Origin of the sequence: Pseudomonas sp. PDM31, from assembly GCF_019218965.1 — a bacterium.
Taxonomy (GTDB): domain Bacteria; phylum Pseudomonadota; class Gammaproteobacteria; order Pseudomonadales; family Pseudomonadaceae; genus Aquipseudomonas.
Map to the genome: position 1 here is coordinate 1 of NZ_JAHUWS010000014.1, position 26,718 is coordinate 26,718.

General features: G+C 58.3%; 25 protein-coding genes and 1 rRNA gene. 17 read left to right on the forward strand and 9 right to left on the reverse strand.

From position 1 onward, the window contains the following. Both rrf and KW839_RS23385 read left to right on the forward strand, forming a co-directional pair. Nucleotides 1-103 (forward strand): 5S ribosomal RNA (rrf, locus tag KW839_RS23380); the annotation flags it as partial. Between the two features lie 279 nt (nt 104-382). Continuing rightward, complete coding sequence (locus KW839_RS23385) at nt 383-643, forward strand: transposase (RefSeq protein WP_371318104.1); 261 nt, start codon at nt 383-385, stop codon at nt 641-643. Nucleotides 644-666: 23 nt separating this feature from the next. Here KW839_RS23385 and KW839_RS23390 read toward each other — a convergent pair whose 3' ends face one another. Together KW839_RS23390 and KW839_RS23395 are read right to left on the reverse strand one after the other, a co-directional pair. Beyond that, entirely contained in the window at nt 667-1,107 is a 441-nt protein-coding gene (locus KW839_RS23390; protein ID WP_060540794.1) for a hypothetical protein, read from the reverse strand. 101 nt (nt 1,108-1,208) lie between these two features. Beyond that, a complete protein-coding gene (locus KW839_RS23395) occupies nt 1,209-1,709 on the reverse strand; it encodes a DUF4822 domain-containing protein (protein ID WP_218425635.1) in 501 nt (166 codons plus the stop codon). 749 nt (nt 1,710-2,458) lie between these two features. Between KW839_RS23395 and KW839_RS23400 the strand changes: the two genes are divergently transcribed. The 4 genes from KW839_RS23400 to KW839_RS23415 all read left to right on the forward strand — a co-directional run bounded on the left by KW839_RS23400 (nt 2,459) and on the right by KW839_RS23415 (nt 7,696). After that, entirely contained in the window at nt 2,459-4,063 is a 1,605-nt protein-coding gene (locus KW839_RS23400) for a tetratricopeptide repeat-containing response regulator (protein ID WP_060540792.1), read from the forward strand. After that, a complete protein-coding gene (locus KW839_RS23405; RefSeq protein WP_060540791.1) occupies nt 4,060-4,752 on the forward strand; it encodes a sensor histidine kinase KdpD in 693 nt (230 codons plus the stop codon). Before KW839_RS23400 ends, KW839_RS23405 begins: the two co-directional genes overlap by 4 nt. A 233-nt stretch (nt 4,753-4,985) precedes the next feature. Next, nucleotides 4,986-6,227, forward strand: coding sequence for a glutamine synthetase family protein (locus tag KW839_RS23410; protein WP_177336954.1), 1,242 nt, complete (start codon nt 4,986-4,988; stop codon nt 6,225-6,227). A 62-nt stretch (nt 6,228-6,289) separates the two neighbouring features. After that, nucleotides 6,290-7,696 (forward strand): MFS transporter, encoded by a 1,407-nt coding sequence (locus KW839_RS23415; protein WP_218425636.1) that lies wholly within the window; start codon nt 6,290-6,292, stop codon nt 7,694-7,696. 63 nt (nt 7,697-7,759) lie between these two features. Here KW839_RS23415 and KW839_RS23420 read toward each other — a convergent pair whose 3' ends face one another. The 4 genes from KW839_RS23420 to flgA all read right to left on the reverse strand — a co-directional run bounded on the left by KW839_RS23420 (nt 7,760) and on the right by flgA (nt 10,397). Then, complete coding sequence (locus KW839_RS23420; protein WP_060540788.1) at nt 7,760-8,506, reverse strand: flagellar brake protein; 747 nt, start codon at nt 8,504-8,506, stop codon at nt 7,760-7,762. A 90-nt stretch (nt 8,507-8,596) separates the two neighbouring features. Then, nucleotides 8,597-9,064: a flagella synthesis protein FlgN gene (locus KW839_RS23425; protein WP_060540787.1), complete on the reverse strand. Its 468-nt coding sequence runs from the start codon at nt 9,062-9,064 to the stop codon at nt 8,597-8,599. Nucleotides 9,065-9,112: 48 nt separating this feature from the next. Further along, the gene (gene flgM / locus KW839_RS23430) at nt 9,113-9,439 is read right to left on the reverse strand and encodes a flagellar biosynthesis anti-sigma factor FlgM (RefSeq protein WP_060540786.1); all 327 of its coding nucleotides are present in this window, start codon (nt 9,437-9,439) and stop codon (nt 9,113-9,115) included. Between the two features lie 196 nt (nt 9,440-9,635). Further along, the gene (gene flgA, locus KW839_RS23435; RefSeq protein ID WP_060540785.1) at nt 9,636-10,397 is read right to left on the reverse strand and encodes a flagellar basal body P-ring formation chaperone FlgA; all 762 of its coding nucleotides are present in this window, start codon (nt 10,395-10,397) and stop codon (nt 9,636-9,638) included. A gap of 83 nt (nt 10,398-10,480) precedes the next feature. On the opposite strand from flgA, the gene KW839_RS23440 reads away from it, so the two are divergent. From KW839_RS23440 to flgE, 6 genes are all read left to right on the forward strand, one after another. Next, entirely contained in the window at nt 10,481-11,413 is a 933-nt protein-coding gene (locus KW839_RS23440; protein ID WP_060540784.1) for a chemotaxis protein CheV, read from the forward strand. Between the two features lie 47 nt (nt 11,414-11,460). Beyond that, complete coding sequence (gene cheR / locus KW839_RS23445; protein ID WP_060540783.1) at nt 11,461-12,288, forward strand: protein-glutamate O-methyltransferase CheR; 828 nt, start codon at nt 11,461-11,463, stop codon at nt 12,286-12,288. Between the two features lie 368 nt (nt 12,289-12,656). After that, nucleotides 12,657-13,064 carry a flagellar basal body rod protein FlgB gene (flgB, locus tag KW839_RS23450; RefSeq protein WP_218425637.1) on the forward strand — a complete coding sequence of 136 codons (408 nt, stop codon included), beginning with the start codon at nt 12,657-12,659 and terminating at the stop codon, nt 13,062-13,064. A 3-nt stretch (nt 13,065-13,067) separates the two neighbouring features. Continuing rightward, nucleotides 13,068-13,511, forward strand: a complete 444-nt coding sequence (gene flgC / locus KW839_RS23455; protein WP_054593596.1) for a flagellar basal body rod protein FlgC — start codon at nt 13,068-13,070, stop codon at nt 13,509-13,511. A gap of 15 nt (nt 13,512-13,526) precedes the next feature. Beyond that, nucleotides 13,527-14,249: a flagellar hook assembly protein FlgD gene (gene flgD / locus KW839_RS23460; protein ID WP_060540781.1), complete on the forward strand. Its 723-nt coding sequence runs from the start codon at nt 13,527-13,529 to the stop codon at nt 14,247-14,249. A 30-nt stretch (nt 14,250-14,279) separates the two neighbouring features. Continuing rightward, nucleotides 14,280-15,632 (forward strand): flagellar hook protein FlgE, encoded by a 1,353-nt coding sequence (flgE, locus tag KW839_RS23465; RefSeq protein WP_218425638.1) that lies wholly within the window; start codon nt 14,280-14,282, stop codon nt 15,630-15,632. A 294-nt stretch (nt 15,633-15,926) separates the two neighbouring features. Here the strand turns inward: flgE and KW839_RS23470 are convergent, their stop codons facing one another. After that, complete coding sequence (locus KW839_RS23470; RefSeq protein ID WP_060540779.1) at nt 15,927-18,818, reverse strand: ribonucleoside-diphosphate reductase subunit alpha; 2,892 nt, start codon at nt 18,816-18,818, stop codon at nt 15,927-15,929. A 736-nt stretch (nt 18,819-19,554) separates the two neighbouring features. Between KW839_RS23470 and KW839_RS23475 the strand changes: the two genes are divergently transcribed. Continuing rightward, nucleotides 19,555-20,277, forward strand: a complete 723-nt coding sequence (locus KW839_RS23475; RefSeq protein ID WP_060540778.1) for a winged helix-turn-helix domain-containing protein — start codon at nt 19,555-19,557, stop codon at nt 20,275-20,277. Next, on the forward strand, nt 20,274-21,884 hold the full coding sequence (locus KW839_RS23480) for an ATP-binding protein (protein ID WP_060540777.1): 1,611 nt from the start codon (nt 20,274-20,276) through the stop codon (nt 21,882-21,884). The genes KW839_RS23475 and KW839_RS23480 overlap by 4 nt, the downstream gene beginning before the upstream one ends. 47 nt (nt 21,885-21,931) lie before the next feature. Here the strand turns inward: KW839_RS23480 and KW839_RS23485 are convergent, their stop codons facing one another. Further along, nucleotides 21,932-22,657, reverse strand: a complete 726-nt coding sequence (locus KW839_RS23485; RefSeq protein ID WP_218425639.1) for a 4'-phosphopantetheinyl transferase — start codon at nt 22,655-22,657, stop codon at nt 21,932-21,934. Between the two features lie 205 nt (nt 22,658-22,862). On the opposite strand from KW839_RS23485, the gene KW839_RS23490 reads away from it, so the two are divergent. The 3 genes from KW839_RS23490 (at nt 22,863) to KW839_RS23500 (ending at nt 25,600) form a co-directional block, all read left to right on the forward strand. Next, on the forward strand, nt 22,863-23,462 hold the full coding sequence (locus tag KW839_RS23490; RefSeq protein WP_060540775.1) for an outer membrane beta-barrel protein: 600 nt from the start codon (nt 22,863-22,865) through the stop codon (nt 23,460-23,462). Between the two features lie 117 nt (nt 23,463-23,579). Continuing rightward, complete coding sequence (locus KW839_RS23495; RefSeq protein ID WP_060540774.1) at nt 23,580-24,257, forward strand: response regulator; 678 nt, start codon at nt 23,580-23,582, stop codon at nt 24,255-24,257. Then, nucleotides 24,254-25,600 (forward strand): ATP-binding protein, encoded by a 1,347-nt coding sequence (locus tag KW839_RS23500; RefSeq protein ID WP_218425640.1) that lies wholly within the window; start codon nt 24,254-24,256, stop codon nt 25,598-25,600. Before KW839_RS23495 ends, KW839_RS23500 begins: the two co-directional genes overlap by 4 nt. A 57-nt stretch (nt 25,601-25,657) precedes the next feature. On the opposite strand, the gene KW839_RS23505 is transcribed toward KW839_RS23500, so the two are convergent. Continuing rightward, the gene (locus tag KW839_RS23505; RefSeq protein ID WP_218425641.1) at nt 25,658-26,656 is read right to left on the reverse strand and encodes an AraC family transcriptional regulator; all 999 of its coding nucleotides are present in this window, start codon (nt 26,654-26,656) and stop codon (nt 25,658-25,660) included. Nucleotides 26,657-26,718 lie beyond the last annotated feature (62 nt).

The window sequence follows — 26,718 nt, forward strand, 5'->3', positions numbered from 1 at the left end:
GAGCATTGGAACCACCTGATCCCATCCCGAACTCAGCAGTGAAACGATGCATCGCCGATGGTAGTGTGGGGTTTCCCCATGTGAGAGTAGGTCATCGTCAAGATTAAATTCCGAAACCCCTATCTGCTTATGCAGGTAGGGGTTTTGTTTTTGTGCTTTAAAAACCTTGAACGCGGTCCCCTGATTTCCTGTAGGAGCGAGCAGTCTCCGGGCGGCGTTCCGACGAAGAACGCCAGGGCACCACGGGGACCCAGACAGCCCGCGTAATCGTTGACGTTCTTCGCGAGCAAGCTCGCGCCTACACACATGAATTGATCCAAACGCCAGTTCCGGCGCAGGTTATCCACAAAGGCATCTCGACTGCCGGCTGCAGGCCCGGATGATGATCGCGAAATACGCCGATCGCTTACCGCTGTATCGCCAGGAGCAGGTCTTGGGGCGGGCGAGTCTTGCGACTCCTCATTCAACGCAGGCCAGTTGGGTCGACGTTGTGGCGTGCAATTGCAGCCACGAATCGATGCGCTGCGCGAAGGCGTACTTGAACGCAACGTGGTGTACGTGGATCTGCACGCCGGTGCAGATGCTCGCGAATGACAGAAATGACAAACCACTAATAAGGATGCAAGCACCTCAGGACGCTTGAGATGCTTTGCACCCATTTTAAAACTACTGCGTAGAGTTAGTTTCTCGTGCTTTATTTTGTTCTGCCAAGGCTATTGCTTTGAAATCATACGTAGGAAAAAACTCGGTCCGGTAACTTCCCCAAGCGGTGTTTTCCAGTGCAAGGTTTACCGCTGCGAGGCGCGAAGCAGGTAACCGTAGAACGATGACCTGACCTATACCCATGGTTATATTCCAACTGATGACCTCTACACCAGCGGGGGGAAATACTTTGTAAAATTCTTGTTTGGCGAGTTGCGCTTTCAGCTCCCCTAATGGTCGTGATTGATCGTGCTTCAGGAAGACAGTCAACATAAGTGCATTGTCTGGTGTGGCACTAGCTTCTTTGGCGACCAGTGGGGCCGAGGGTTGGGCATTGGCGCTCACCGAGTATATTCCTGCCAATAGCAGAGTAGACGCTAATACAGCTTTAAGTGTAATGGTCATATTGCACCTTTTTATTGTTAGGCATTCATGAATGCTATCTCAATATCGCATTATTAGAGGCGGATGCTTGGCAGCATGTAATCTATATAATGCTGGTATATTTATTGTGACATTGAGGTTTTTATGGGACCTTTGTAAGGTTCATGGACCACAAAAATTCGGACAGGGGGGTTGGTTTCTTCCATGTCGCGAGGCACCGTTCGTGAGTAGGTAAACTCTTCGTCATTCAGCGCTTCCAATCTCCTGACCACCGTTCTAACGGTTCCCTTGTCCGGGACTAGAATATGGGTTTTTTTATCGCCGGTAACCATGAAGTAACCGCCGCCGCCATTCTCGTATTTTGATCGCCCAGTATCGGTATAAAAAAACTCATAGCGATTGCGCTCTGGATCCCACATTGATATCCCAACAACACCTGGATATTTCTCCTTTACGTCTACTTCCGGCGTTCCTTCTATATAGACTTTGGTTGTCAACCATTGAGGAGATGAAGCCAACGCTTGAGCGTCGGACTTAGCTTCCATCTGCAGTCCGTAGCTTGTGAGTGGGCTGATTAATCCAGCGAAAAGCAAGCCCTTTAATACAGTATTATATTTCCGCATGAAAATATTCCTTGCTGAGCTTTAGTGGTGACTCTTGCTAGTACTTTCATTTGTGTAGAGCGGCGATTAGCTCGATCCACTCATGGAATATAGGATCAATATCAATTGCTCACAATGCCTTCGTATACTTCTGTAATAATTGCAGTGGGAATTTGTTTGATCTATGATTTTAATGTTTCCTGTAGATTCAACAAAGCAGGGGTGTTTAAAAGAGAAGCCAGACTGTACTGAAATACACACTCATAAACTGATCCGGGCCGTTTACCGGGAACTTGGTGAGCTCGGAAAAATCGTACGCCTGGCTTTTCCGGCCGCGTGAATTTACCGCCCTCCAGAGTGCGATTCTGGCGTATCGCTTGCGGCAGTAGGCCAAGGCGCTAAATGCAGCTTCTTAAAGCAGTTTGATTGCACCGCCTGCTCCGATTTCACTGAAATGAAAGCAGGTAGCGTCGCTGGCGACTGATCCCGATACAGCGGCATCCACTGAACAAGCATGCCGATACTGGCTCAATTGCCTATTCAATTATTTGATGGCGCTTGAGGAGAAGTTCTCAAGGGATTGCCACTGCTGGCCGATAAACCGGGAAGTCAGGGACTTTCCTGGTCCCTTGGCAAAATCCGTGTGTCTAGGGCTGCTGATGGCTCAATGCTACCATCCATCATCAGCACGTATAACCAAGGGCCGGCGAAGCTGCGCTCGTCCACGGATTGTCGTTGCTTGTTCTTCTTAAATTGCCTGGAAGTCTTCGATGCTGTCGTATCACCAAAAGCGTTTTCTGATCGTCGATGATTTCTCCGACTTCCGCAGTTCCATCCGGTCGATGTTGCGGGAGCTGGGCGTCAAGGACGTGGACACGGCCGACACCGGTGAGCAAGCGCTGCGGATGTGTTCGCAGAAGCCATACGATTTCATCCTGCAGGATTTCCATCTCGGCGATGGCAAGAAGAACGGTCAGCAGGTGCTTGAAGACCTGATGGTCGAGAAGCTGATCAGCCATGAAGCTGTGTTCGTGATGGTGACCGCCGAGACCAGCCAGGCCATGGTACTCAGCGCCCTGGAGCATGAACCGGATGCGTATCTGACCAAGCCCTTCACCCGCTCCAGCCTGGCCCAGCGCCTGGAACGCCTGGAGCAGCGCAAGACCCTGCTCAAGCCGATCCTGCAGGCGCTGGATCGCGGCAAGCCGATGGAAGTGCTCAACGCTTGCATTGCCCTGTGCAAGCAGGACATCCGCTACTCGCCGTTGTGCCTGCGCTATCGCGCCGATGCCCTGCGTGATTTGAATCAGCACGAGGCGCTGCAGCGTCTTTACGACAGCATCATTGCCGATCGGCCGTTGCCTTGGGCCTATGCCGGGTTGGGCCAACTGCAATTCAAGCGCGGGCACGTCTCGCAGGCCAAGAGCACTTATGAGAAAGGCCTGAAAGTATTTCCGATGATGCCGGCGCTTTACGACGGTATGGCTGACGTGTTGGTCGCCGAAGGGGACACCAGAGCTGCTCAGCAAGTGCTGGAGGAAGCGATTCGGCTGTCGCCGCTGGCGGTGCGCCGTCAGGCGTTGCTGGGTAAATTGGCGATGGCCAACGAGGATTTCGATACGGCCTCCCGAGCCTATCGCCAGGCCGTGACCCAAGGCGCGCAATCACGCTTCAAGGATGCCGAGAGCAACCTTGGCCTGGCCCACGCCTTGATCAGTAAAGGCAGCGAAAGGGGCCTGGATACCCGCACCCGCCTGGAAATCAATACAACCCTGAGTGCCGTAGTCAAAGAAAACCCCAGCGACCCGGGCCTGCAAATTCGTGCGCGCTTGATGAAGGCTACCAGTCTATTGCTCAACGACGCGGAGACCGCTGACAAGCTCACCGAGCAGGCGTTGCTGCGCCTCGATGGCATGGAACAGTTCATGAGCGCCGAGGCAGCGCTGTTGGTAGCCAAACAGTTGAAAATGCTCGGGCAGACCGAGGCCGGTACCGCAATGCTGAAAAACTGCGTGGAAATCTACGGCGACGACCCTGCGGTCATGAAGGACATCGCCAAGCAGACCGATGATCCGACTATTCTCAACTCCGGAAACGATGCCGCCGAGCTCAACCGTCAGGGTGTGCGCGTGTACAAGACTGGTAACCTGGTCGAGGCTCGGCAGGTGTTCCGCAAAGCCCTGGCGCTGCAACCGAAGAACATCAGTATCGCTCTGAATATGGCCCAGTCACTGTTGCATGGCGCCGATACCCGCGTGGCCTCGGCGGAGATGGAAGAGTGCCGCAAGTGCCTGAAAATGGTTGGCCTGATGCCCGACACCGACGCGCGATACGCGCGCTACGAGAAGCTTAAGAGCAAGGCGTTTGGCGCATGAACGACGAACAGCAATCCCTCGATTTCTCCACGGTGATCGCGTCGACCGTCCACGACATGAAAAACTCGCTGGCCATGCTGATGCAGGCCCATAGCCAATGGCTGTCGCGCTTGCCCGAGCCTGTACGGAAGGCGCCGGAGCAGGGCGTTATCGACTTCGAGTTCGCCCACCTCAACGACATGCTGGTGCAGCTATTGGGGCTGTACAAACTCGGTGTCAACCAACTGCCATTGCAACCGGCCTACCATGAGCTGGACGATTTCATCGAGGCGCAACTGGCCGGCCACCATGACGTGTTCGCCAGCCGCGCGATCGTCGTCAGTTATGACGTGGACCCCTTGAGTCCGTTGGGTTTCTTCGACCGCGAACTGGTCGCGTCAGTGCTGGCCAACTGCATTAACAACGCCGTTCGTTATGCACGTCACGCCATCTTGATCAGTGTCAGCGACGAGGCCGGGCAACTGGTGCTGACCGTCAACGACGATGGCGAAGGGTATCCGGCGCAGATGATCGAGCATCAGGCCGATTATGTGCAGGGCATCAATCAAAGCAGCGGCAGTACCGGGTTGGGTCTGTACTTTGCCGGGCGAATTGCCGCATTGCATCAGCGCAATGGCGTCGCCGGGCGCACTGAAATCAACAATGGCGGCCCTTTGGGCGGCGGTGTGTTCAGACTCTACCTGCCCTGACCCTGTAGAAGCAGCCTGCGGCAGCTGCGGTAAGTTGTTTTTTTTGTTTAGCGCTGCTTGATATTCCGAACACGTGGAGCCTATTTTGTACGGTCGCCGTTCGCGGCTCGCACAATAACAAGGATAGCGTCATGACGACCGTTGGCCTGAATTCACTCGCGCAGCGATTGACGGGCATTGATGAGATTGAATGTGTCACGCCGGATCTCAATGGCGTACCGCGGGGCAAGGTCATGACCGCAGAGGGATTTCTGGCGGGGCGCAGGTTGCAGTTGGCGCGTGGTGTGCTGCTGCAATGCATGATGGGCGGGTATCCACCGGCACGTTTTTACGGCAGCGATGATGGCGACCTGGCGCTGGTTGCGGACCCGGCGCAAATCCACCGCTTGCCCTGGAGCAAGCCGGCAAGAGCCCTGGCTATCTGTGATGCAGATGAGTTGGACGGTTCTGGCTCCGGTCTTTCCACCCGCAGCCTGCTCAAAGCGGTGATCGCGCGCTATACGGCCCGTGGTCTGGCACCGGTGGTGGCCACCGAAGTAGAGTTCTTCGTGTTCGCGCCCAATCCCGATCCGAATCAGGCGTTCCAGCCGCCGTTGGGCCTGGACGGTCGTCGCGAGGACGGGCAGTCGGCATTCAGCGTCAGTTCCAATAACGGCTTGCGGCCGTTCTTCAACGAAGTCTACGAGTCCATGGCAGCCCTTGGGTTACCTCGCGATACCTGCATGCATGAGATGGGGGTCAGCCAGTTCGAGATCAATCTGTTGCATGGCGATCCGTTGCTGCTGGCCGACCAAACCTTCCTGTTCAAGCACCTGCTCAAGGAAGTCGCGCTCAAGCATGGCCTGACGGCGGTTTGCATGGCCAAGCCGCTGGCACATACGCCGGGCAGCTCGATGCACATTCACCAGAGCATCGTCGAAATCGCCAGCACACGTAATGTATTCAGTGACGACGCCGGGCTGGAGACCGCGACTTTCCGCCATTTCATCGCCGGTCAGCAGGCCTGCATGGCGGATTTCACCGCGTTGTTTGCACCCAACGTAAACTCCTATCAGCGCTTGTGCCATCCCTACGCTTCACCGAACAATGCCTGCTGGTCCCACGATAACCGGGCGGCCGGTTTGCGTATCCCGGCCAGTGCGCCTGTCGCGCGTCGGGTCGAGAACCGCTTGCCTGGGGCTGATGCCAATCCGTACCTGGCCATTGCCGCGAGCCTGGCGGCGGGGTTGCATGGTATCGAGAACCAGTTGGAGCCGAGCGAGGCCAGCCAGGGTGAATTCGAGGTACCGGATAATCTTTCATTACCCTGTACCTTACATGCGGCGCTTGAGCGTCTGAAAGGTAGCCAGTTGGCCAAGGAACTGCTCGGCACGGAGTTCATCGAAGGCTACATCGCCTCGAAGACTATGGAACTGTCCAGTTTCCTCGATGAAATTACTCCCTGGGAGCGGCGTGTTTTAGCGGCCCAGGCCTGACGATCTGTCGACATGGGCTATCGTTTAGCGGTAGCCCGAACTTCACTGCAAGGAGTCGCTCGTTGCGCCAAATCTGGAAGTCCTTTCGAGGCCTTTATTTCGCCTCGCTGATGATGTTGATCGGCTCGGGCCTGCTGAGTACTTACCTGGGCCTGCGCCTGGCCGCAGACAATGTCGACAGCCTGTGGGTCGGTGCGTTGATGGCCGCCAATTATTTCGGCCTGGTGCTGGGCGGCAAGATCGGCCACCGCCTGATTGCCCGGGTCGGGCATATTCGTGCCTATTCGGCCTGTGCCGGGATCGTCGGTGCGGCGGTGCTTGGTCATGGCCTGATCGACTGGCTGCCCGCCTGGCTGTTCCTGCGGGTGATCGTCGGCCTGGGCATGATGTGTCAGTACATGGTCATTGAGAGCTGGCTGAACGAACAGGCCGATGCCAAGCAACGCGGCCTGGTGTTTAGTGGTTATATGATCGCGTCGTACCTGGGCCTGGTGCTGGGTCAACTGATTCTGGTCATGCATCCGAGCCTGGGCCTGGAGCTGCTGATGCTGGTCGCGCTGTGCTTTGCCCTGTGCCTGGTGCCGGTGGCCCTGACCCGGCGGATTCACCCGGCCCCGTTGCACCCGGCGCCGATGGAGCCGCGGTTCTTTATCAAGCGTGTGCCGCAGTCGTTGAGTACAGTGCTGGGGGCGGGTCTGATCGTCGGTTCGTTCTACGGTCTGGCACCGTTGTATGCCTCGCAGCAAGGGCTGTCCACGGAACAGGTCGGTCTGTTCATGGGTAGCTGTATTTTTGCCGGCTTGCTGGTGCAGTGGCCGTTGGGCTGGTTGTCCGATCGTTACGACCGGGCGCTGTTGATCCGCAGTTTTGCCTTCAGTCTGGCGCTGGCTGCATTGCCCCTGGCGATCATGCCGCAGGTGCCGCTGGAGGTACTGTTCATTGCCGGCTTCCTCTGTTCGCTGGTGCAGTTCTGCCTGTACCCGTTGGCAGTGGCGTTTTCCAACGACCACGTCGAAGGCGATCGCCGGGTGTCACTGACGGCTATGCTGCTGGTGACCTATGGTGTCGGCGCCAGTATCGGGCCATTGGTGGCCGGCGTGCTGATGAAGCTGTTCGGCAGCCAGATGCTGTATGCGTTCTTCAGTTTCTTTGCCTTGATACTGGTATGGCGGATCCGTCCGAAAGCGGTGACCAACCTGCACCAGGTGGACGACGCGCCGCTGCATCACGTGGCCATGCCGGACAGCATGTCGAGTTCGCCTCTGGTGGCGGCGCTTGATCCGCGGGTCGATGAACAGGTGGTGCAGGATCAGATGTGCAATCCGGTGAGTTCGGAGCCGGACGCTGAAACCGAAACCGAAACCGAAACCGAAACCGAAACCGAAACCGAAACAAAGCCGGAATCGGACCCACCGCCAGAAGACCCGGACTCGGGGCGTGAGCAAAGCTTCACCGAGGCCAGGCCGTAATCGCGATGCATAAAAAACGGGCAGTCACCGCCAGGGACTGCCCGTTTTTCATGAAGCGTTGAATCAGATGTCGTCTTTGTCGAAGCGGCGCGCTTCGCGTTGCAGCTGGTAGACGAACCGCTCGACCTGACGCTGCACCAGCCCGCTCATGTTGTGGAAACGAATGCCGGCGAAGGTGGTGGAGATCTTTTCTTCGAAGTGCAGGTAACGCAGCTCGACCGGTGCCGTCATTTTGCCAAAGGGCAACTCGGCGTTGAATCGGTCATAAACCTGACCCAGTTGCAGGCTGCCAGTAATGTCGCCTTCGAAACGCAGCTTGCAGCCAGTCGCGGAGATATCCAGCAGCTTGCCGGGATAGGCTGTCTTGAGCTTCTCGCCGTCCAGGTTTACGTCTACCAGTTGCGCCAGCTTCAACGCCGCCCGGAACGCATTGCGACGCTGGTGGTAGACCACTTCATCCGGCAGGGTGCCGCGATAGCAGCGACCGCCAGCGGACTCATCGATGCTCAACCGGCCATTGCTTTCCCAGGCAATGCGCACGCCTTCGTGGAAGCCTTCGACCTTGAACGGCTCGCCGGCGAGCAAGTAACGTTCGCCATCGCGAGGGACCATTTCGTCCAGCGCAATCATGCCGCCTTCACGGTCCAGATCAACCAGATAGCTCTGGAAGCGCTGGCTGCGTTCATGAAAGGTGATGATCAGGGGGTCGTGGCTTTCAAGTAACTGGCGCAGGTTGCTGGAGATTTCCAGAGGCGTGGAGAGCACCTTGGGTGGCTGCGGGGAATCATCCACATTTAGGGCATTTGACACGGCTAATCAATCTCCAGGCAAATTTGACTACGGCTGGCTATCATTTTGCCAGTATGTTGCGCGTAGTGATAGAGCGGGCTCAACGTGGAGCTAGGCCTGACTGAGTGCGCGAGGCTTGGCAAGCTTGGAGAAAGTGCCGCTGGCGTCGTAAAGCGCCGGGGTTTCACCGCCATTGAGGATTTTCAACTGGGTGGCCGTGGCCATTTGCTGGGTCAGGATCGACTTGCCGTTGTTGGCGTTGATGGCCTGGCATTGCGCGAGTAGATCGGTCAGCGCGTCACTTTGCGCCAGCAACTGTTCGCCAATGCTTGATTGGCTGGCCAACTGCTCCAGACCCTGGCGGCTGGTCGGCAGATTGAGGCTGGAGAGTATTTCACTGCGCTTGCGGCCATGCTGTTCAAGCAAGACGATCAGGGCCTGTTTCTGCGCCAGAATGTCCTCGAGCAATGGCATGTCGCGGCCATGCAAGGCAAGCGATTCGGTCTGCAGCAACTCCAGCAGATGTTGCGTCGGTGCAAAGTCGTCGGTAATCAGTTGCAGTAAATGAGTGTCGTGCATGGCGGGCCTTGGGTTTTAAGCGTCCAAAAGCCTGGCGCCGGCCGGGGCCTAGCGCTGGGCTTCGAAGTTGAGCAGTTTGCTGGCTACGCGGTTGCTGTCGACTTTATAGCTGCCATCGGCAATCGCTGCTTTCAACTCGGCCACGCGGGCTTTGTCGACGGCAGGCTGATCGCGCAGCTTGTCAGTGACCTTCTGCAACTGCTGAGCCTCTTCGCTGAAATGTACCGATTCCCCGCTTTTGACGGTACCGGCCTGTTCGGCCGCGGATTCCAGCGGCGCGGATTTGCCGGCTTCGGCAGTTTCCCTGGCGGCGCTGGTACGTGTACTGCCCGTAGGGGACGAGGAGCTGTTCAAACGGCTGAAATCGATGACCATGATAAAACCTCTGGGAATTTGGACGCTTGCCCTGTTTTCGGCCATACCCTGGAAAACTTTAGGCTCATTTATCAATGAGTCTGCGCGCGTCAACGCTTGCCGTGCATAGGGCACAGTTTAGGGAACCGCTGGGGCCAGCGCCATGTTTTCGCAATCCAGGCGCTTGATGGGCACAGAACATCGCCAAATCAACTCCCTACATGAATACCTCCACCTGCCCGGGCGCGGTCACCTGCGCCTTGATAACCCGTTGAGAGTTCAGGTTTTTCACCCGTATCTGTTCGCTCAGGCCGCCGTTTGAAAGGGCTTCGCCGGGCATTCGCACACTGAGCGTGCCACTGCGGGCGGTAATCACGACCTGATCGCCCTTGCGTATGACTTCCGCCTGTTCGATATGCACCAGGGTAATCAACTGGTCTGCGACCATTGGTCGGGTCAGTCGCTGCCCGATCGCCTGGTCCAGGGAAGTCAGGTAGCCCTGGTTGATCGAGCTGATGTCGCGTTCGCGCAGGATCACGTCTTCAGGCTCGACGATGGCTGCGCGGCGCAATGGCCGGGCGACGGTCACGACATCGCGGAACAGGCGTACTTGAGCGGGTACGAAGACGGTCCAGGGGGTGGCGCCCTCACAACGGACCTTGACCGTGACGCGCCCCAGTGGCTTGGCCGGGCTTTCGAGTGACGCTGTCAATTCCTTGTCACACATGGGCATGCGCAGTCGCGGATCGAGCTGGTTGACCTGTATCTCGTAGCGACCTTCGGTTTGACTGGTAGCCAGATAGTCTTCTACGGTGAATTCAAGAAACCCCTGGGTGACGCCGATAAGCATGTCAGGCAAGGTAACCGCGTCAGCAAGGGCAGGGCTGCCAGCGTTGAACAGGCAAACGGCCGCGAGCACGCCGAATAATTTGCGGCAGGGCGTGGTCAGGTGTCGAAAAAATGTCGGTTCTGTGTTCATGACAGATAAAAAAGCAAGCGCCGTGCCGTTTAGTGATGAAGGTGCGTCGCAACAACACTTGGCGTTGGTGTAGGAGTCTGGGCATGGCTGGTGTAATGGATTCGGTGAACCAGCGCACGCAACTGGTGGGGCAGAATCGCCTTGAGCTGTTGTTGTTTCGTCTCGACGGTCAGCAGCTGTATGGAATCAACGTATTCAAGGTTCGGGAGGTGCTGCAATGCCCCAAACTGACGTTGATGCCAAAATCCAGTCCTGTGGTGTGCGGTGTGGCAAATATTCGCGGGGCGACCATCCCGATCCTTGATCTGGCGATGGCAACCGGCTCTGGTGCTCTGAAGGACAAGAACAATCCTTTCGTGATCATCACGGAGTACAACACCAAGACCCAGGGTTTCCTGGTGCGCTCGGTGGAGCGCATCGTCAACATGAACTGGGAGGAGATCCATCCGCCACCCAAGGGCACCGGTCGCGATCACTACCTGACGGCGGTGACACGGGTCGACAACCAGTTGGTCGAAATCATCGACGTCGAGAAAGTGCTGGCGGAGGTGGCGCCTACTTCTGAGGTGATTTCGGTTGGCGTAGTGGATGTTGAAACCCAGCACAAGGCGTTGTCCTTGCGTGTACTGACGGTCGACGACTCGTCCGTGGCGCGCAAGCAGGTCACGCGATGCCTGCAAACGGTCGGCGTAGAAGTCGTAGCGCTCAATGACGGGCGCCAGGCACTGGATTACCTGCGCAAGCTGGTCGATGAAGGCAAGAAACCGGGGGACGAGTTCCTGATGATGATCTCCGACATCGAGATGCCGGAGATGGATGGGTACACCCTGACGGCCGAGATCCGCAACGACCCGCGCATGCAGAATCTGCATATCATCCTGCACACTTCGTTGTCGGGTGTTTTCAATGAGGCGATGGTCAAGAAGGTCGGTGCCGATGACTTCCTGGCCAAATTTCGCCCTGATGACCTGGCATCCCGGGTAGTCGACCGGATCAAAGCAGCAGACTTCAGCTAGGGGCTCGTTGCTCCTGGCGGTCAACACGATTTTAGAGGCGGACATCATTGTCTACGGGTAATTTGGATTTCGAACAGTTCCGGGTTTTCCTGGAAAAAGCCTGTGGCATTTTGCTCGGTGAAAACAAGCAGTACCTGGTCTCCAGTCGTCTCAACAAGCTGATGGAGCAGCAAGGCATCAAGTCTCTGGGTGAGTTGGTCCAGCGCATGCAAACCCAGCCACGCAGCGGTTTGCGTGAGCAGGTGGTAGACGCCATGACCACCAACGAAACCCTGTGGTTTCGTGACACTTATCCGTTTGAGGTGTTGAAGAACAAGGTACTGCCCGAAGCGATCAAGGCCAGCCCCGGCCAGCGCCTGCGTATCTGGTCGGCGGCTTGCTCGTCGGGGCAGGAACCCTATTCGCTGTCGATGGCGATCGACGAGTTTGAACGTATCAACCTGGGCCAGTTGCGCATGGGGGTGCAGATTGTTGCCACCGACCTGTCCGGCACCATGTTGAACAACTGCAAGACCGGCGAGTACGACAGTCTCGCCATTGGTCGTGGTCTTTCACCCGAGCGCCTGCAGCGTTATTTCGACCCCAAGGGGCCGGGGCGCTGGGCAATCAAGGCGCCGATCAAGAGCCGGGTGGAGTTTCGTTCGTTCAACCTGCTGGACAGCTACGCAAGCCTGGGCAAGTTCGACATCGTGTTCTGCCGCAACGTGCTGATCTACTTCTCCGCCGAGGTGAAGAAGGACATCCTGTTGCGTATTCACAGCACGTTGAAGCCGGGCGGTTACCTGTTCCTTGGTGCGTCCGAAGCGCTGAACGGTTTGCCGGACCATTACCAGATGGTGCAGTGCAGCCCGGGTATCATTTACCAGGCCAAGTGATGTTGTCGGCGTCATCAACGAACGGGAGTCCTCAGGGGCTCCCGTTTTTTTATGCTTGATGATTACTTCAGTGTCGCTTCGATCCAAAAGTGGGAGCGGGCTTGCTCGCGAAGGCGTCCTGCCAGTCGCCATCAACGTTGATTGATACACCGCTTTCGCGAGCAAGCCCGCTCCCACAAGGTCAGTGTTGTTCTCCACACCGAGTCAGGCGGCAGAAAAGCGGCATGCGCCGGAAAACCGTTGCCGCTTTTCTGGCATTGCCACCTTGCCGCTGCTCGCAAAGCCCCGGTTTACGGGCTTGTTTGAATTGGCATGAGGCTTGCTAACTTCAACGTACGAAAAATCAGGTCACCCAAAGGTTTCCCGACATGAGCATCAGCTTCGATAAAGCGCTCGGTATCCACGAACAAGCCCTGGGCTTTCGCGCCCAGCGTGCCGAGGTCCTGGCCAACAACATCACCAACGCCGATACCCCGAACTACAAGGCTCGGGATCTGGATTTTTCGAAAGTGCTCGCCGAGCAGAACGAGAAAACCAAAAACGGCACCTTCGCCCTGAACATGACCAACAGCCGTCATATCGAAGCCGAGGGCCTGGGCAATGGTGACGGGTCGCTGATGTATCGCACGCCGATGCAACCGTCGATCGACCAGAACACCGTGGACGCCCAGATTGAACAGTCGAACTACGCGGAAAACGCAGTTGGCTTCCAGGCCAGCTTCACCCTGCTCAACAGTAAATTCAAAGGGCTGATGTCAGCCCTGCGCGGAGAGTAAGCCATGTCTCTATCCAGTGTTTTCAACATTGCCGGTAGCGGCATGAGTGCCCAGACCACTCGCTTGAACACCGTCGCTTCGAACATCGCCAACGCCGAGACCGTCTCGTCGAGCATCGACCAGACCTATCGCGCACGTCATCCGGTATTCGCCACCATGTTCCAGGGTGGCCAGAGCGGTGGCAGTAATTCGCTGTTCCAGAACCAGGATGCGGCCGGTCAAGGCGTACAGGTGCTGGGTGTGGTCGAAGACCAGAGCAATCTTGAGGCGCGCTACGAGCCGAATCACCCGGCGGCCGATGCCAAGGGCTACGTCTACTACCCGAACGTCAACGTGGTGGAAGAAATGGCCGACATGATTTCCGCGAGCCGTTCGTTCCAGACCAACGCCGAAATGATGAACACCGCCAAAACCATGATGCAGAAAGTCCTGACCCTCGGTCAGTGATAAGGGGCGACTCAGATGAGTGTTACCGATTCCACCGGTGGTTTGAGCCTCAATGACATCCTGGCCAACTCCTCGGTCAAGGCCACTACCACGCAGGACGGTCTGGGGGCAGCTACCGGCAGCGCCACGGGCAAGAAAGCCCTGGGCAAGGATGCGTTCCTGCAATTGTTGGTGACGCAGCTGAAAAACCAGAACCCGCTGGAGCCCCAGGACAACGGCGAGTTCGTCGCTCAACTGGCCCAGTTCAGCAGTCTGGAAGGCATCACCACGCTCAATGACACCGTGACCGGTCTGGCCAGCAACTACAACTCGTCCCAGGCATTGCAGGCTTCGTCGCTGGTGGGCCGTTCGGTCATTGCCCCTGGCGACAAGGCGGTGGTCGATACCACCAAGAGCCTCAGCGGCACGGTAGTGGTACCGGCATCGGTGGCCTCGGCCACCTTGAAAATCACCGACTCCACCGGCACTACCGTACGCACCATCGATCTGGGCGCGCAGAAAGCCGGCAATGCCAGCTTCATCTGGGATGGCAAGAACGATGCGGGTGAGACGGTACCTGCCGGCACTTATACCTTCGGGGCGACGAGCACCATTGATGGCCAGTCGGTAGCGCTGATCACCAACCTGCCAGCCACCGTCAACAGCGTGACCATCAGCCAGACCGGCGGTGAGTTGATGCTTAATCTGGCCGGGCTGGGCAGCATTGCCCTGTCCAAAGTACAAACCATTGGTATGTAGAGCCGACTAACACGGCACAAGGAGTGGATTATGTCTTTCAATATCGGCCTTAGCGGTCTCTATGCAGCCAACAAACAACTGGACGTGACCGGCAACAACATCGCCAACGTCGCCACCACCGGTTTCAAATCGTCCCGTGCAGAGTTCGAAGACGTGTACTCGGTGACTCGCCTGGGTACAGGCAGCAAGACCGTCGGCAACGGCGTGCGTCTGGCCAACGTTTCCCAGCAGTTTACCCAGGGTGACATCAACAACACCGGTAACGTGCTGGACATGGGCATCAACGGCTCCGGCTTCTTCGTATTGAACAACAGCGGCTCGCTGTCCTATACCCGTGCCGGTACCTTCAAGGTCGACAAGGAAGGTTTCGTCACCAACACCGATGGCACCTCGCGTCTGCAAGGTTACGGTGTGGATGCCGATGGCAAGATCGTCAATGGCGTGTTGACCGACTTGCGCCTCGACACCTCCAACCTGGCGCCAAAAGCCACCACCAGTGTCTCCTCGACGATCAACTTGAACTCCACGGCGCCGATCATTGATCAGGCCGTTGTTTCCAACCAGTTTGATCCGACCAAGACGCAAACCTTCACCAAGCAGTTCAGCACCCCGATTTTCGACACTCAGGGTAACCAGCACACCATGGATCAATACATGGTGAAAACCGGTCCCAACACTTGGGATACCTACACGCTGATCGATGGTCGCAACCCGGATGGCAGCGCGCCGACTGGCCCAACTGCGGTCGACCCGGTTCCTTCGACCATGACGTTCGATACGTCTGGCAAACTGGTTTCGGTCAGCACCCCGGTGCCACCAACCGTTCCACCGACCGTGCCGGCACCTGCGCCAGTTATCGGCAGCGATCTCAAGATCAACGGTTGGGTACCAGGCACCGTGACCGCCGGCGTCTGGGCCGCCAACGGCGCAGCCGCCGACCCGGCAGGGTTGAGCATTTCCATGAGCAACACCACGCAGTTCAACGCCGATACCGCTCGTTCGATCCCGGCGCAGAATGGCTACGCCACCGGCCAGATCACCAACCTGACCATCGACGGCAGCGGAGTGCTGCTGGCCAACTTCAGCAACAACCAGACCAAGCCGATCGGCCAGATTTCACTGGCCAGCTTCGCCAACGAACAGGGTCTGCAACCAGTAGGCGGCACCAGCTGGAAGGAAACCTACGTCTCGGGCATTCCTGGTTATGATGCGCCGCAAACCGGCAGCCTGGGTTCGATCCAGTCCAATTCCCTGGAAGAGTCCAACGTCAACCTGACCAACGAACTGGTTGACCTGATCAAGGCGCAGAGCAACTACCAGGCGAACGCCAAGACCATCTCCACCCAGAGCACCATCATGCAGACCATCATTCAGATGACTTGATGTTGGTTGATGCTGCATAAGGAAGCCCCTCGAGAGAGGGGTTTTTTTATGGGTTTTTATCAGGCACCGGGATTTTGTGTTGTCGCCGATGGCCTCTTCGCGGGCAAGCCACGCTCCCACAGGTTTTGTGTCGGTTTTCGTTAGCGGGCGCGCTGCAAAACCTGTGGGAGCGTGGCTTGCCCGCGAAGGCGTCACGCCGGTAACCACTTTCCCTGGGGCAAAAGAAAACCCCCGACCAGCCAGAGGCTGATCGGGGGTTTCAGGTAGGCGCTTTGCAGCGCTTACCGGCTCAGCTTATTGGCAAGCTTCGCAATCCGGCTCGTCGATGGCGCAAGCCTTCGGTACCGGAGCAGGACCTGCAGGAGCTGCCAGGACCGAGTCGTCACCGTGGTTGCCGCCGCTGGAAACAGCGTTCAGCTTGCCGGTGTTGATGGTCGACTTCTCGGTGCTGGTCGCGGCCAGGGCACGGAGGTAGTAAGTGGTTTTCAGGCCACGGTACCAGGCCATGCGGTAGGTCACGTCGAGCTTCTTGCCCGAAGCGCCTGCGATGTACAGGTTCAGCGACTGGGCCTGGTCGATCCACTTCTGACGACGGCTGGCCGCGTCAACGATCCACTTGGTGTCCACTTCGAACGCGGTTGCATAGAGCTCTTTGAGTTCTTGCGGGATGCGCTCGATCTGCTGAACCGAACCGTCGTAGTACTTCAGGTCGTTGATCATGACCGAGTCCCACAGACCGCGAGCCTTGAGGTCGCGAACCAGGTACGGGTTGATCACGGTGAATTCGCCCGACAGGTTCGATTTCACATACAGGTTCTGGTAGGTCGGTTCGATCGACTGCGATACGCCGGTGATGTTGGCGATGGTCGCGGTCGGTGCGATGGCCATGATGTTGGAGTTACGAATGCCTTTCTGTACACGAGCGCGAACCGGTGCCCAGTCCAGGGATTCGTTCAGGTCGACATCGATGTACTTCTGGCCACGGGCTTCGATCAGGATCTGTTGCGAATCCAGCGGCAGGATGCCTTTGGACCACAGCGAACCCTGGAACGTCTCGTAGGCACCGCGCTCGTCAGCCAGGTCGCAGGATGCCTGGATCGCGTAGTAGCTGACAGCTTCCATCGACTTGTCGGCGAACTCGACGGCAGCGTCGGAACCGTAAGGGATGTGCTGCAGGTACAAAGCGTCCTGGAAGCCCATGATGCCCAGTCCGACCGGACGGTGGCGGAAGTTCGAGTTCTTCGCTTGCGGCACCGAGTAGTAGTTGATGTCGATCACGTTGTCGAGCATGCGCACGGCGGTGTTCACGGTGCGTTGCAGCTTGGCGGTGTCCAGCTTGCCGTCGACGATGTGGTTCGGCAGGTTGATCGAGCCCAGGTTGCAAACGGCGATCTCGTCCTTGTTGGTGTTCAAGGTGATCTCGGTGCACAGGTTCGAGCTGTGGACCACGCCCACGTGCTGCTGCGGGCTACGCAGGTTGCACGGGTCTTTGAAGGTCAGCCATGGGTGGCCGGTTTCGAACAGCATGGACAGCATTTTACGCCACAGGTCTTTGGCCTGGATGGTCTTGAACAGCTTGACCTTGCCCGGGTACTCGGTCAGGGCTTCGTAGTACTCGTAGCGCTCTTCGAAGGCCTTGCCGGTCAGGTCGTGCAGGTCCGGAACTTCCGATGGCGAGAACAGGGTCCACTTGCCGTCATCGAAGACGCGCTTCATGAACAGGTCAGGGATCCAGTTGGCGGTGTTCATGTCGTGGGTACGACGACGATCATCACCGGTGTTCTTGCGCAGTTCGATGAACTCTTCGATGTCCATGTGCCAGGTTTCCAGGTAGGCACACACAGCGCCCTTGCGCTTGCCACCCTGGTTAACGGCTACGGCGGTGTCGTTCACTACTTTGAGGAACGGCACGACGCCCTGGGATTTGCCGTTGGTGCCCTTGATGTAAGAGCCCAGTGCACGGACCGGAGTCCAGTCGTTACCCAGGCCGCCAGCGAATTTCGACAGCATGGCGTTGTCGTGGATCGCGTGGTAGATGCCCGACAGGTCATCCGGCACGGTGGTCAGGTAGCAGCTCGACAGCTGTGGACGCAGGGTACCGGCGTTGAACAGGGTCGGGGTCGAGGACATGTAGTCGAAGGACGACAACAGGTTGTAGAACTCGATCGCACGGTCTTCTTTCTGTTTCTCTTCGATCGCCAGGCCCATGGCCACGCGCATGAAGAAGATCTGCGGCAGTTCGAAACGCACGCCATCCTTGTGGATGAAGTAACGGTCGTACAAGGTTTGCAGGCCCAGGTAGGTGAACTGCTGGTCGCGCTCGTGGTTGATCGCCTTGCCCAGTTTTTCCAGGTCGAAGGAGGCCAGCACAGGGTTCAGCAATTCGAATTCGATACCCTTGGCGATGTAGGCAGGCAGGGCCTTGGCGTACAGGTCGACCATCTCGTGGTGGGTTGCGCTTTCGGCGACGCCGAGGAAGCCCAGGCCTTCGGCACGCAGGGTGTCCATCAGCAGGCGGGCGGTGACGAACGAGTAGTTCGGCTCACGCTCGACCAGGGTACGGGCGGTCATCACCAGGGCGGTGTTGACGTCGGTCAGGGCCACGCCGTCGTACAGGTTCTTCAGGGTTTCGCGCTGGATCAGGTCGCCGTCGACTTCTTCCAGGCCTTCGCACGCTTCGGTGACGATGGTGTTCAGGCGGCCCATGTCCAGCGGCGCCAGGCTGCCGTCGGCACGGGTGATGCGGATCGACGGGTGCGCTTGTACCGGCTCCTCGGTGGTGCGAACGGCACGTTCCTTGGAGCGGGCGTCACGGTAGATCACGTAGTCGCGGGCGACTTTCTGCTCACCGGCACGCATCAGGGCCAGTTCGACCTGGTCCTGGATTTCTTCGATGTGGATGGTCCCACCCGATGGCATGCGACGCTTGAAGGTCGCGGTGACCTGTTCGGTCAGGCGGGCCACGGTGTCATGGATTCGCGACGAGGCAGCAGCGGTGCCGCCTTCAACTGCGAGGAACGCTTTGGTGATGGCGACGGTGATCTTGTCATCGGTGTAAGGAACGACAGTGCCGTTACGCTTGATCACACGCAGCTGACCTGGCGCGGTGGCGGACAGATCCGAATTCGAATCGGCGGCCTGCGGCAAGGTACCCTGCGGGTTCTCGCGAGTTGTGTCGGTTTGCATGGGGGAGTGTCTCCACATTCTCTATGTTTGTTTGGGCACCATCACGGTGCCCACCGTTCTGTCCTGAAGCACTACAACCGGCGTGGGGCCGGGCATAACAACTTCGGGACAGTAGGAAAAAGGCTAATGATGCCGCTTCCTTGCCGAAGTCTTTGGCCGCGAGCCTGGGCTCGAGGCCGGATTCCTTTCTGGGGTGTCAGTGATGACTGCAACACCCGTACCGTTTTGACCCTTCTGGCCAGAAAAAACGGTGCCCTCCGCGCACGCGGTTTGGGCTTGTAAAAACGTGCTTGGTTCAACCATAAACTGGCAATAAAAGCGCTTGAGTTTGTGGTCTGAAATGTGGTTGGGCTTTTAAGCTAAAACCCTACATGTAGGGTTTTTTTAGCGCCGAGGTACAAGATAATGCGTTTTGGAGGGGGTTGCAACGTACTACCTGTGGATAAACCTGTGCGTAAATTGTGTGTGAAAGAGCGAACGGGCGTGTAGGCCGCGACCTAGCTGGAGCGGACTGTTTTTCACTGGTTTTCAATGATCGAAAACAGTCGTTCTGATTTTTAAGGGCGCGAACCCTATCACAAAAGAGCCCGTTGTCCGAACGCATTTGCCCGCTTGTGTTCTCGGCGGGTGGCGTTTATACAATCGGCCAGCATGTACAGCGTTTTATCCTCCCCAATCATTACAAAAAGACGGGCGGATCCTTCCTTATTAGTGTTTTTGGCAAGCAGAGGTCACCGTGGAACAAGAAGCCTGGCAGGTATTGATTGTGGAGGACGACCAGCGACTGGCCGAACTGACCCGCGATTACCTGGAGGCCAATGGCCTGCGTGTTTCAATCGAAGGTGATGGCGCACTGGCCGCGGCACGCATCATCAATGAGCAGCCGGACCTGGTGATCCTCGACCTGATGCTCCCGGGTGAAGACGGTCTGAGCATTTGTCGCAAGGTCCGCGCCCGGTATGACGGTCCGATCCTGATGCTCACCGCCCGCACCGATGACACCGACCAGATCCTTGGCCTGGACCTGGGTGCCGATGACTATGTGTGCAAACCGGTGCGCCCGCGCCTGTTGCTGGCGCGTATCCAGGCTCTATTGCGACGCAGCGAAACCCCTGAGGCAATCCCGGAAAAACAACGGCGCCTGCAGTTCGGTCCACTGATCGTGGATAACGCTTTGCGCGAGGCCTGGTTGCAGGGCAACGGCATCGAACTGACCAGCGCAGAGTTCGACTTGCTCTGGCTGCTGGTGGCCAATGCCGGGCGCATCCTGTCCCGGGAAGAAATCTTCACCGCGTTGCGGGGCATCGGTTATGACGGTCAGGACCGTTCCATCGACGTGCGCATTTCGCGCATCCGCCCCAAGATCGGCGACGACCCGGAGCACCCGCGCCTGATCAAAACCGTGCGTAGCAAAGGCTATCTGTTCGTGCCCGAAGCCTGCGTAGACCCGTCCCTGTGAATTCAATCTTCCTGCGCATCTATGGCGGCATGTGCGCCGCGCTGATTCTGGTGGCGGTGCTGGGCGTGCTGGCCTTGCATCTGCTCAACCAGGTTCGCAGCGAGCAGTACCGCGAGCGTCTGGCCCACGGCACGTTTTCGCTGATGGCCGACAACTTGCAACCGATGAACCAGACCGAGCGCCACCGGGCCTTGCTGGTGTGGGAACGGCTGCTGGGGATTCCGCTGGGGCTGAAAACCTTTGCCGAAACCGACCTTGACCTGACCCAGCGCACTCGTGTGTTACGCGGCCAGGCATTGGTCGAACAGATCGGCCCGCATGCGGCGAAGGTATACAAGCTGGTCAGCGACAAGGAACAGTTGATGCTCACCGGGGAAGTGCAGCAGATCAGCGAACAACTGGCCCGGGCGACCATCTACCTGTTGACCGATGAACTGGTGCGCACCCCGGTAGCCGATCAGCCCATGCGCCTGGCGCAATTGAAGGAAAGCAAGGGGTTCGGCTTCGACCTGCGGCTGGTCACGGTGGATGAAGCGGACATGGACGAGGACCAGAGCCGCCGGGTGTCCGAGGGGGACACCGTGATGGCGCTGGGCAAGGGCGGCGACTCGATCCGCGTGTTCGCCGGCATGGTCGGCACGCCGTGGGTCCTGGAAATCGGTCCGTTGTATCAGATGAATCCTTATCCGCCTGAGTGGCTGGTGCTGATTGCCGCCCTCGGGTTGACGCTGATCGGTTTGATTGTCTACCTGCTGGTTCGCCAACTGGAGCGGCGCTTGCGGGGCCTCGAAGCCGCCGCGACGCGCATCGCCCAGGGCAGTCTGGAAACCCGTGTGCCGACCCGCGGTGCCGACTCCGTGGGGCGCCTGGCGTCGGCATTCAACGGGATGGCCGAGCACTTGCAACAGTTGCTCGCGATCCAGCGTGAACTGGTGCGCGCGGTATCCCACGAGTTGCGCACGCCGGTGGCGCGCCTGCGTTTTGGCCTGGAAATGATCGGCTCGGCCACCACGCCGCAAGCCCTGGAAAAATACTGTCAGGGCATGGACAACGACATCGAGGATCTCGACCGCTTGGTGGACGAGATGCTGACGTACGCACGGCTGGAGCAGGGTTCGCCGGCGCTGAATTTTCAGCGTATCGATCTGGACGCCTTGGTCAATCAAGTGATCGAGGAACTCGCGCCCTTGCGTGCACAGGTCACGGTGCAACGGGGCTTGTGCCTGTCGGCCGCCGATTGCGACGACGCCTGGGTCGAGGCCGAACCGCGCTACCTGCACCGGGCGATCCAGAACCTGGTGACCAACGCCATGCGTCACGCGCAATCACGGGTGACCATCAGTTACCAGGTCGGGCAGCAACGTTGTCGGGTGGATATCGAAGATGACGGGCCGGGTGTGCCGGAGTCGGCGTGGGAAAAAATCTTCACGCCATTCCTGCGCCTGGACGACAGTCGCACCCGTGCTTCGGGTGGGCATGGGCTGGGGTTGTCGATCGTGCGGCGGATCATCCATTGGCATGACGGGCGCGCCTTGGTCGGCAAGAGTAAAAGCCTGGGCGGGGCGTGTTTCAGTTTGAGCTGGCCAAGGAATCAGGAGCGACGTTGATATTTGTGTGCGTTGCGACCTGGGGGGGGGCAGTGCCCTGATAGACTTCAGGCCTTGATGCTTACCAGACTCAACAACTGCCCGTCCCTGACTGCGAACTGCGCATCCAGTTCGGTGCCATTGCGCCATTCATTGGACAGGTCGGTCAACAAGCGCAAGCGTACTTCCCCCGTCTCGTGCCACTCCAGCACTTCGGCATGTTCAAAATAAAAACGCTGCTCAACGATCGGATAAAGCGCCTTGAACAGGCTTTCCTTGACCGAGAAGGTCAGGGTTACCAGCAGGGCCAGATGGTCTCGGGGGCCGGCCGCCATGCGCTGTAGCTCCGCGGGGTTGAGGATTTCCCCGGCCAGGCGCTCGGCCCGTTCGGCATTCAACAGGTTTTCCAGGTCCATGCCCAAGCCGCGCCAATGGCGCTTGTTGGCGACGATTGCAGCTGCCCGGCCGGTGCTATGGGTGATCGAACCTGCGATATGGGCCGGCCAGACCGGAGCGCGGTCCTCACCTATGGCGGGAGTGAAGTTCAATCCTTCCAGTCGCTGCAATGCGGCCCGGGCGCAAACCCGTCCGGCAAGAAACTCCGCCCGGCGTTTGGCGACCGAACGCTGGATGCTCGCCGGCACCTCGACAGCACTGCGCTGAAAGTCATCAGGCGCCAATTGCAAACTGTCGAAATGAGTACTCAACAGCACTGTATCCGGCAGCAGCAAAGGCAACGGCCAATGGTCATCAAGTGGGGTGCAGCAGAGGGGCAGGGCGGGGACATGATTCATGGCGGGTATTTTGCCGGGTTGCCTTGACGGTGGGTAGTTCTGAAATCGTGTACCGCCAAGCTCAATTCTCCTGTTGAAAACTATTGAGACATTCAGGCCGGGTTGGTTCAGCCCAGGTTCAGAGTGCGTTCAGGGGGAGTTCAGGGCTCCGTGGGTAATCTTGCCCCGTACCCAAAAGCAACTACCCCCAACAGGAACGACACCAATGACTACATTGAAGAATCTGCTTCTGGCTTTCACCGTAATGGGCGCCAGTGCCGCCGTTCAGGCCAACGATAACTTCGCGGGCCTTACGCTTGGACAGACCAGTGACAAAGTGAAAAAGTCCCACGCACTGAACGATAACCTCAATAGCCCGAACGCCGATGGCGTGATCGGCAAGGACACCACCTGGGGTGTGCGTGCGGGTCAGCAAAACAGTCAGGGCCGCTACTACGCTACTTACGACAACGTGTCGGGCTCGCACAATGGCATTAAACTGCGTCAGGAAAACCTCCTGGGCAGCTACGACCTGTTCTATCCGGTAGGCAGCGACACCAAGCTGTTCGGCGGTGCCACTGCCGGTCTGACCAAGCTGACACAGGAGTCGTCTGGCTTCAGCCGCGACAGCAACATCGGATACGCCCTGGGCGGACAAGTCGGTGTCCTGCAACAGGTTTCAAAAAACACGTCGGTTGAACTGGGTTATCGTTACCTGCGCAGCAATGCCAGCACCGAGATGGTTCAGCGCAGTGGCAGCAAACAAGGTTCGCTGGATCTGACCAGCAGCGCCCAGACTTACCTGGCAGCCAACTTCGCTTTCTAAAAAGTGTATTGCAATGGTCTGCGCCGGATCGCCTCAGTGGCTGATCCGGCATAGTCCTGTTAGCCGCCGAGGTACACTGTCGCACCTTTGCAGATGTTGATTTGCCTGGAGAGCGTTATGAAATTGCTGGTCGTCGAGGATGAAGCGCTATTGCGTCATCACCTGCAAACCCGCTTGACCGATAGTGGTCATGTGGTCGAGTCCGTTGCCAATGCCGAAGAGGCGCTGTATCAGACACAGCAGTTCAACCACGACCTGGCGGTGATTGACCTGGGCCTGCCGGGAATGGGCGGCCTCGACCTGATCCGACAACTGCGCTCCTCGGGCAAGACCTTTCCGATCCTGATCCTTACGGCTCGAGGCAACTGGCAAGACAAGGTCGAGGGCCTGGCCGCCGGTGCCGACGATTACGTGGTCAAGCCGTTCCAGTTCGAAGAGCTGGACGCCCGGCTGAATGCCTTGCTGCGTCGCTCCAGCGGATTCACCCAGTCGACCATTGTCGCCGGCCCCTTGTTGCTCGATCTCAATCGCAAACAGGCGTCCCTCGACGAACAACCCCTGGCGTTGACCGCGTATGAATATCGCATCCTCGAGTATTTGATGCGCCACCATCAGCAGGTGGTGCCCAAGGATCGTCTGATGGAGCAACTCTACCCGGATGACGATGAGCGTGATCCGAACGTGATCGAGGTATTGGTCGGCCGCCTGCGCCGTAAACTGGAAGCCCCGGCGGGGTTTAAACCGATCGATACCGTTCGAGGCCTCGGTTATCTGTTCAATGAGCGTTGCACTTGATTCGCTCGCTTCGCGTTCGTCTGATGCTCGCCGCCACGCTCCTGGCGGTGTTGTTCATGCTGGCGTTGTTGCCAGCGATGCAGGGCGCGTTCAGTCTGGCGCTGCAGGATTCCATCGAGCAGCGCCTGGCGTCGGATGTCACCACGCTGATTTCCGCCGCCCGGGTTGAAAACAACGGCCTGCAGATGCCGGCGCAATTGCCTGACGAGCGTTTCAACCTCACCGACAGCCGTTTGCTCGGCTACATCTACGACCGCGAAGGTCAACTGGTTTGGCGCTCGAAAGCCACGCAGGAAGAGCACATCAATTACAAGCCGCGTTATGACGGACGTGGCAATGAGTTCGCGCGAATCCGCGAAGCCAACGGCCAGGAATTCTTCGTCTATGACGTCGAGGTCAAATTGCTGGGCGGCAAGAGTGCTGCGTTCAGCATTGTTGCGCTGCAACCGGTTCGCGAGTATGAAATTACCCTCGAAGGACTGCGGGAAAATCTCTATCTGGGCTTCGGCGCTGCATTGCTGGTGCTGCTGGCGTTGCTGTGGATAGGTTTGACCTGGGGCCTGCAGGCGTTGCGTCGCTTGAGCCAGGAACTGGACCAGATCGAAGGCGGTACGCGCGAAAGCCTAAGTGAAGAGCATCCCCGGGAACTGTTGCGCCTGACCGGTTCCCTGAACCGTCTGCTGCACAGCGAACGTGAGCAGCGCAGCCGCTATCGGGACTCTCTCGATGATCTGGCCCACAGCCTGAAAACTCCGCTGGCGGTGCTGCAAGGTGTCAGCGAGGACATGGCTCAGCGTCCGGAAGATCGTGATCAGGCCTGGGTGCTGCAGACCCAGATCGAACGCATGAGTCAGCAGATCAGCTATCAGTTGCAGCGCGCCAGCCTGCGCAAAAGCGGTCTGGTGCGGCATCAGGTGCGGCTACGGCCGGTGCTGCAAAGTCTGTGCGATACGCTGGACAAGGTCTACCGCGACAAACGGGTGAAAGTCGCTTTTGATCTGCCGGAGCCCTGTTATGTGCCGATCGAGCAGGGGGCCTTGCTGGAAATGCTGGGTAATCTGCTGGAAAACGCCTATCGCCTGTGCCTCGGTGAAATTCGTATCAGCGTGCGCCAAACCCTTGGCGGCACCGAATTGTGTGTCGAGGACGACGGTCCCGGTGTACCACAGGATCAGCGCGCGCGAATCCTGCAACGTGGTGAACGCCTGGATCGTCAGCATCCGGGGCAGGGGATTGGCCTGGCGGTGGTCAAGGACATCATCGAGAGTTACAACGCCAAGCTGACCCTGGAGGACTCGTCGATGGGCGGGGCGGCGTTCAGGATCCATTTTCCGGTGGCGTGATTCAGGCGCGAGCCTGTCGCGTCAACCCTCGCAGGAGCCTGGCGTGCAGCGGTGCTCCTACATTTCCTGCGCCCGATAGGCGCCCGGTGTAAGCCCTGTCCACTTCTTGAACGCGCGGTGAAACGCCGAAGGTTCGGAAAAGCCGAGTTGTTCGGCAATCTGTTGCAATGACAAATCGGCGCGGTTCAGGTGATAAATCGCGATATCCCGGCGCAACTGATCCTTCAGCTCCTGAAAACTGGAACCTTCCTCACGCAGGTGCCTGCGCAATGTCTGCGGGCTGATGTGCAGATGTGCCGCCACGGCTTCCAGATCCGGCCAGTGCGAACTGTCGCGGCTGAGCAGGCGCCGCAACTGGCTGGTCAGGCTGTCGCCGTCGTCCGGGCGCGACAACAGGTCGGCGGGGGAGCGCTCAAGGAAGTGCTTGAGCGTACGTTCGTCCTGGAGCAGTGGCATGTTCAGGTAGCGACTGTGAAAGCGCAGGCTGCTGCGGTCAGTGGAAAACTCGAGCGGGCAGGAGAACAGTAAATCGTATTCGGCACCGTGGTCGGGCCTGGGGTAACCGAAGGTGGCCTGCTCCAGACGAATGCGCTGGCCGATCAGCCAGCTGCCGAAGCGGTGCCAGATCACCAGCAGACTCTCGCTAAGGAAGTGGTCCGGGTCCCACAGTTGTGAGTCGTCCAGGCTCAGGCACACCCAATCGTCCTCCTGGCTCAGGGTCAGGCGCGGAGCCCCGGGGAATAGGCTATAAAACAATAAGCCGCGACGCAGTGCCTTTTCCAGATTGCGGCAGTGAATTACGGCATGACACATCATCGCGAAGCTGCCTGGTCTGCTTGGGGCTTGCCCAAACCCCAGGTATTCGTCGTCCAGTGCCAGCCATAACCCTTGTATCAGTTGGGTGAACTGCTCTGGCGCAATGCGCGCCCTGGGCTCCTGGAGCAACTCGGGACTGATCCCCAGTTGCTGCAACAGGCCCGAATAATCGTAGCCGTGCCGACGCGCACCGCCGAGAGCGGCCCGGGCGAAATGACTGGCGATGGTACGTTCGCGCATAACAGGCAGATCCATCCATTGAGCGACGGATGGTAGCTGCTCGGCAGCTGGTGTGAACAGGG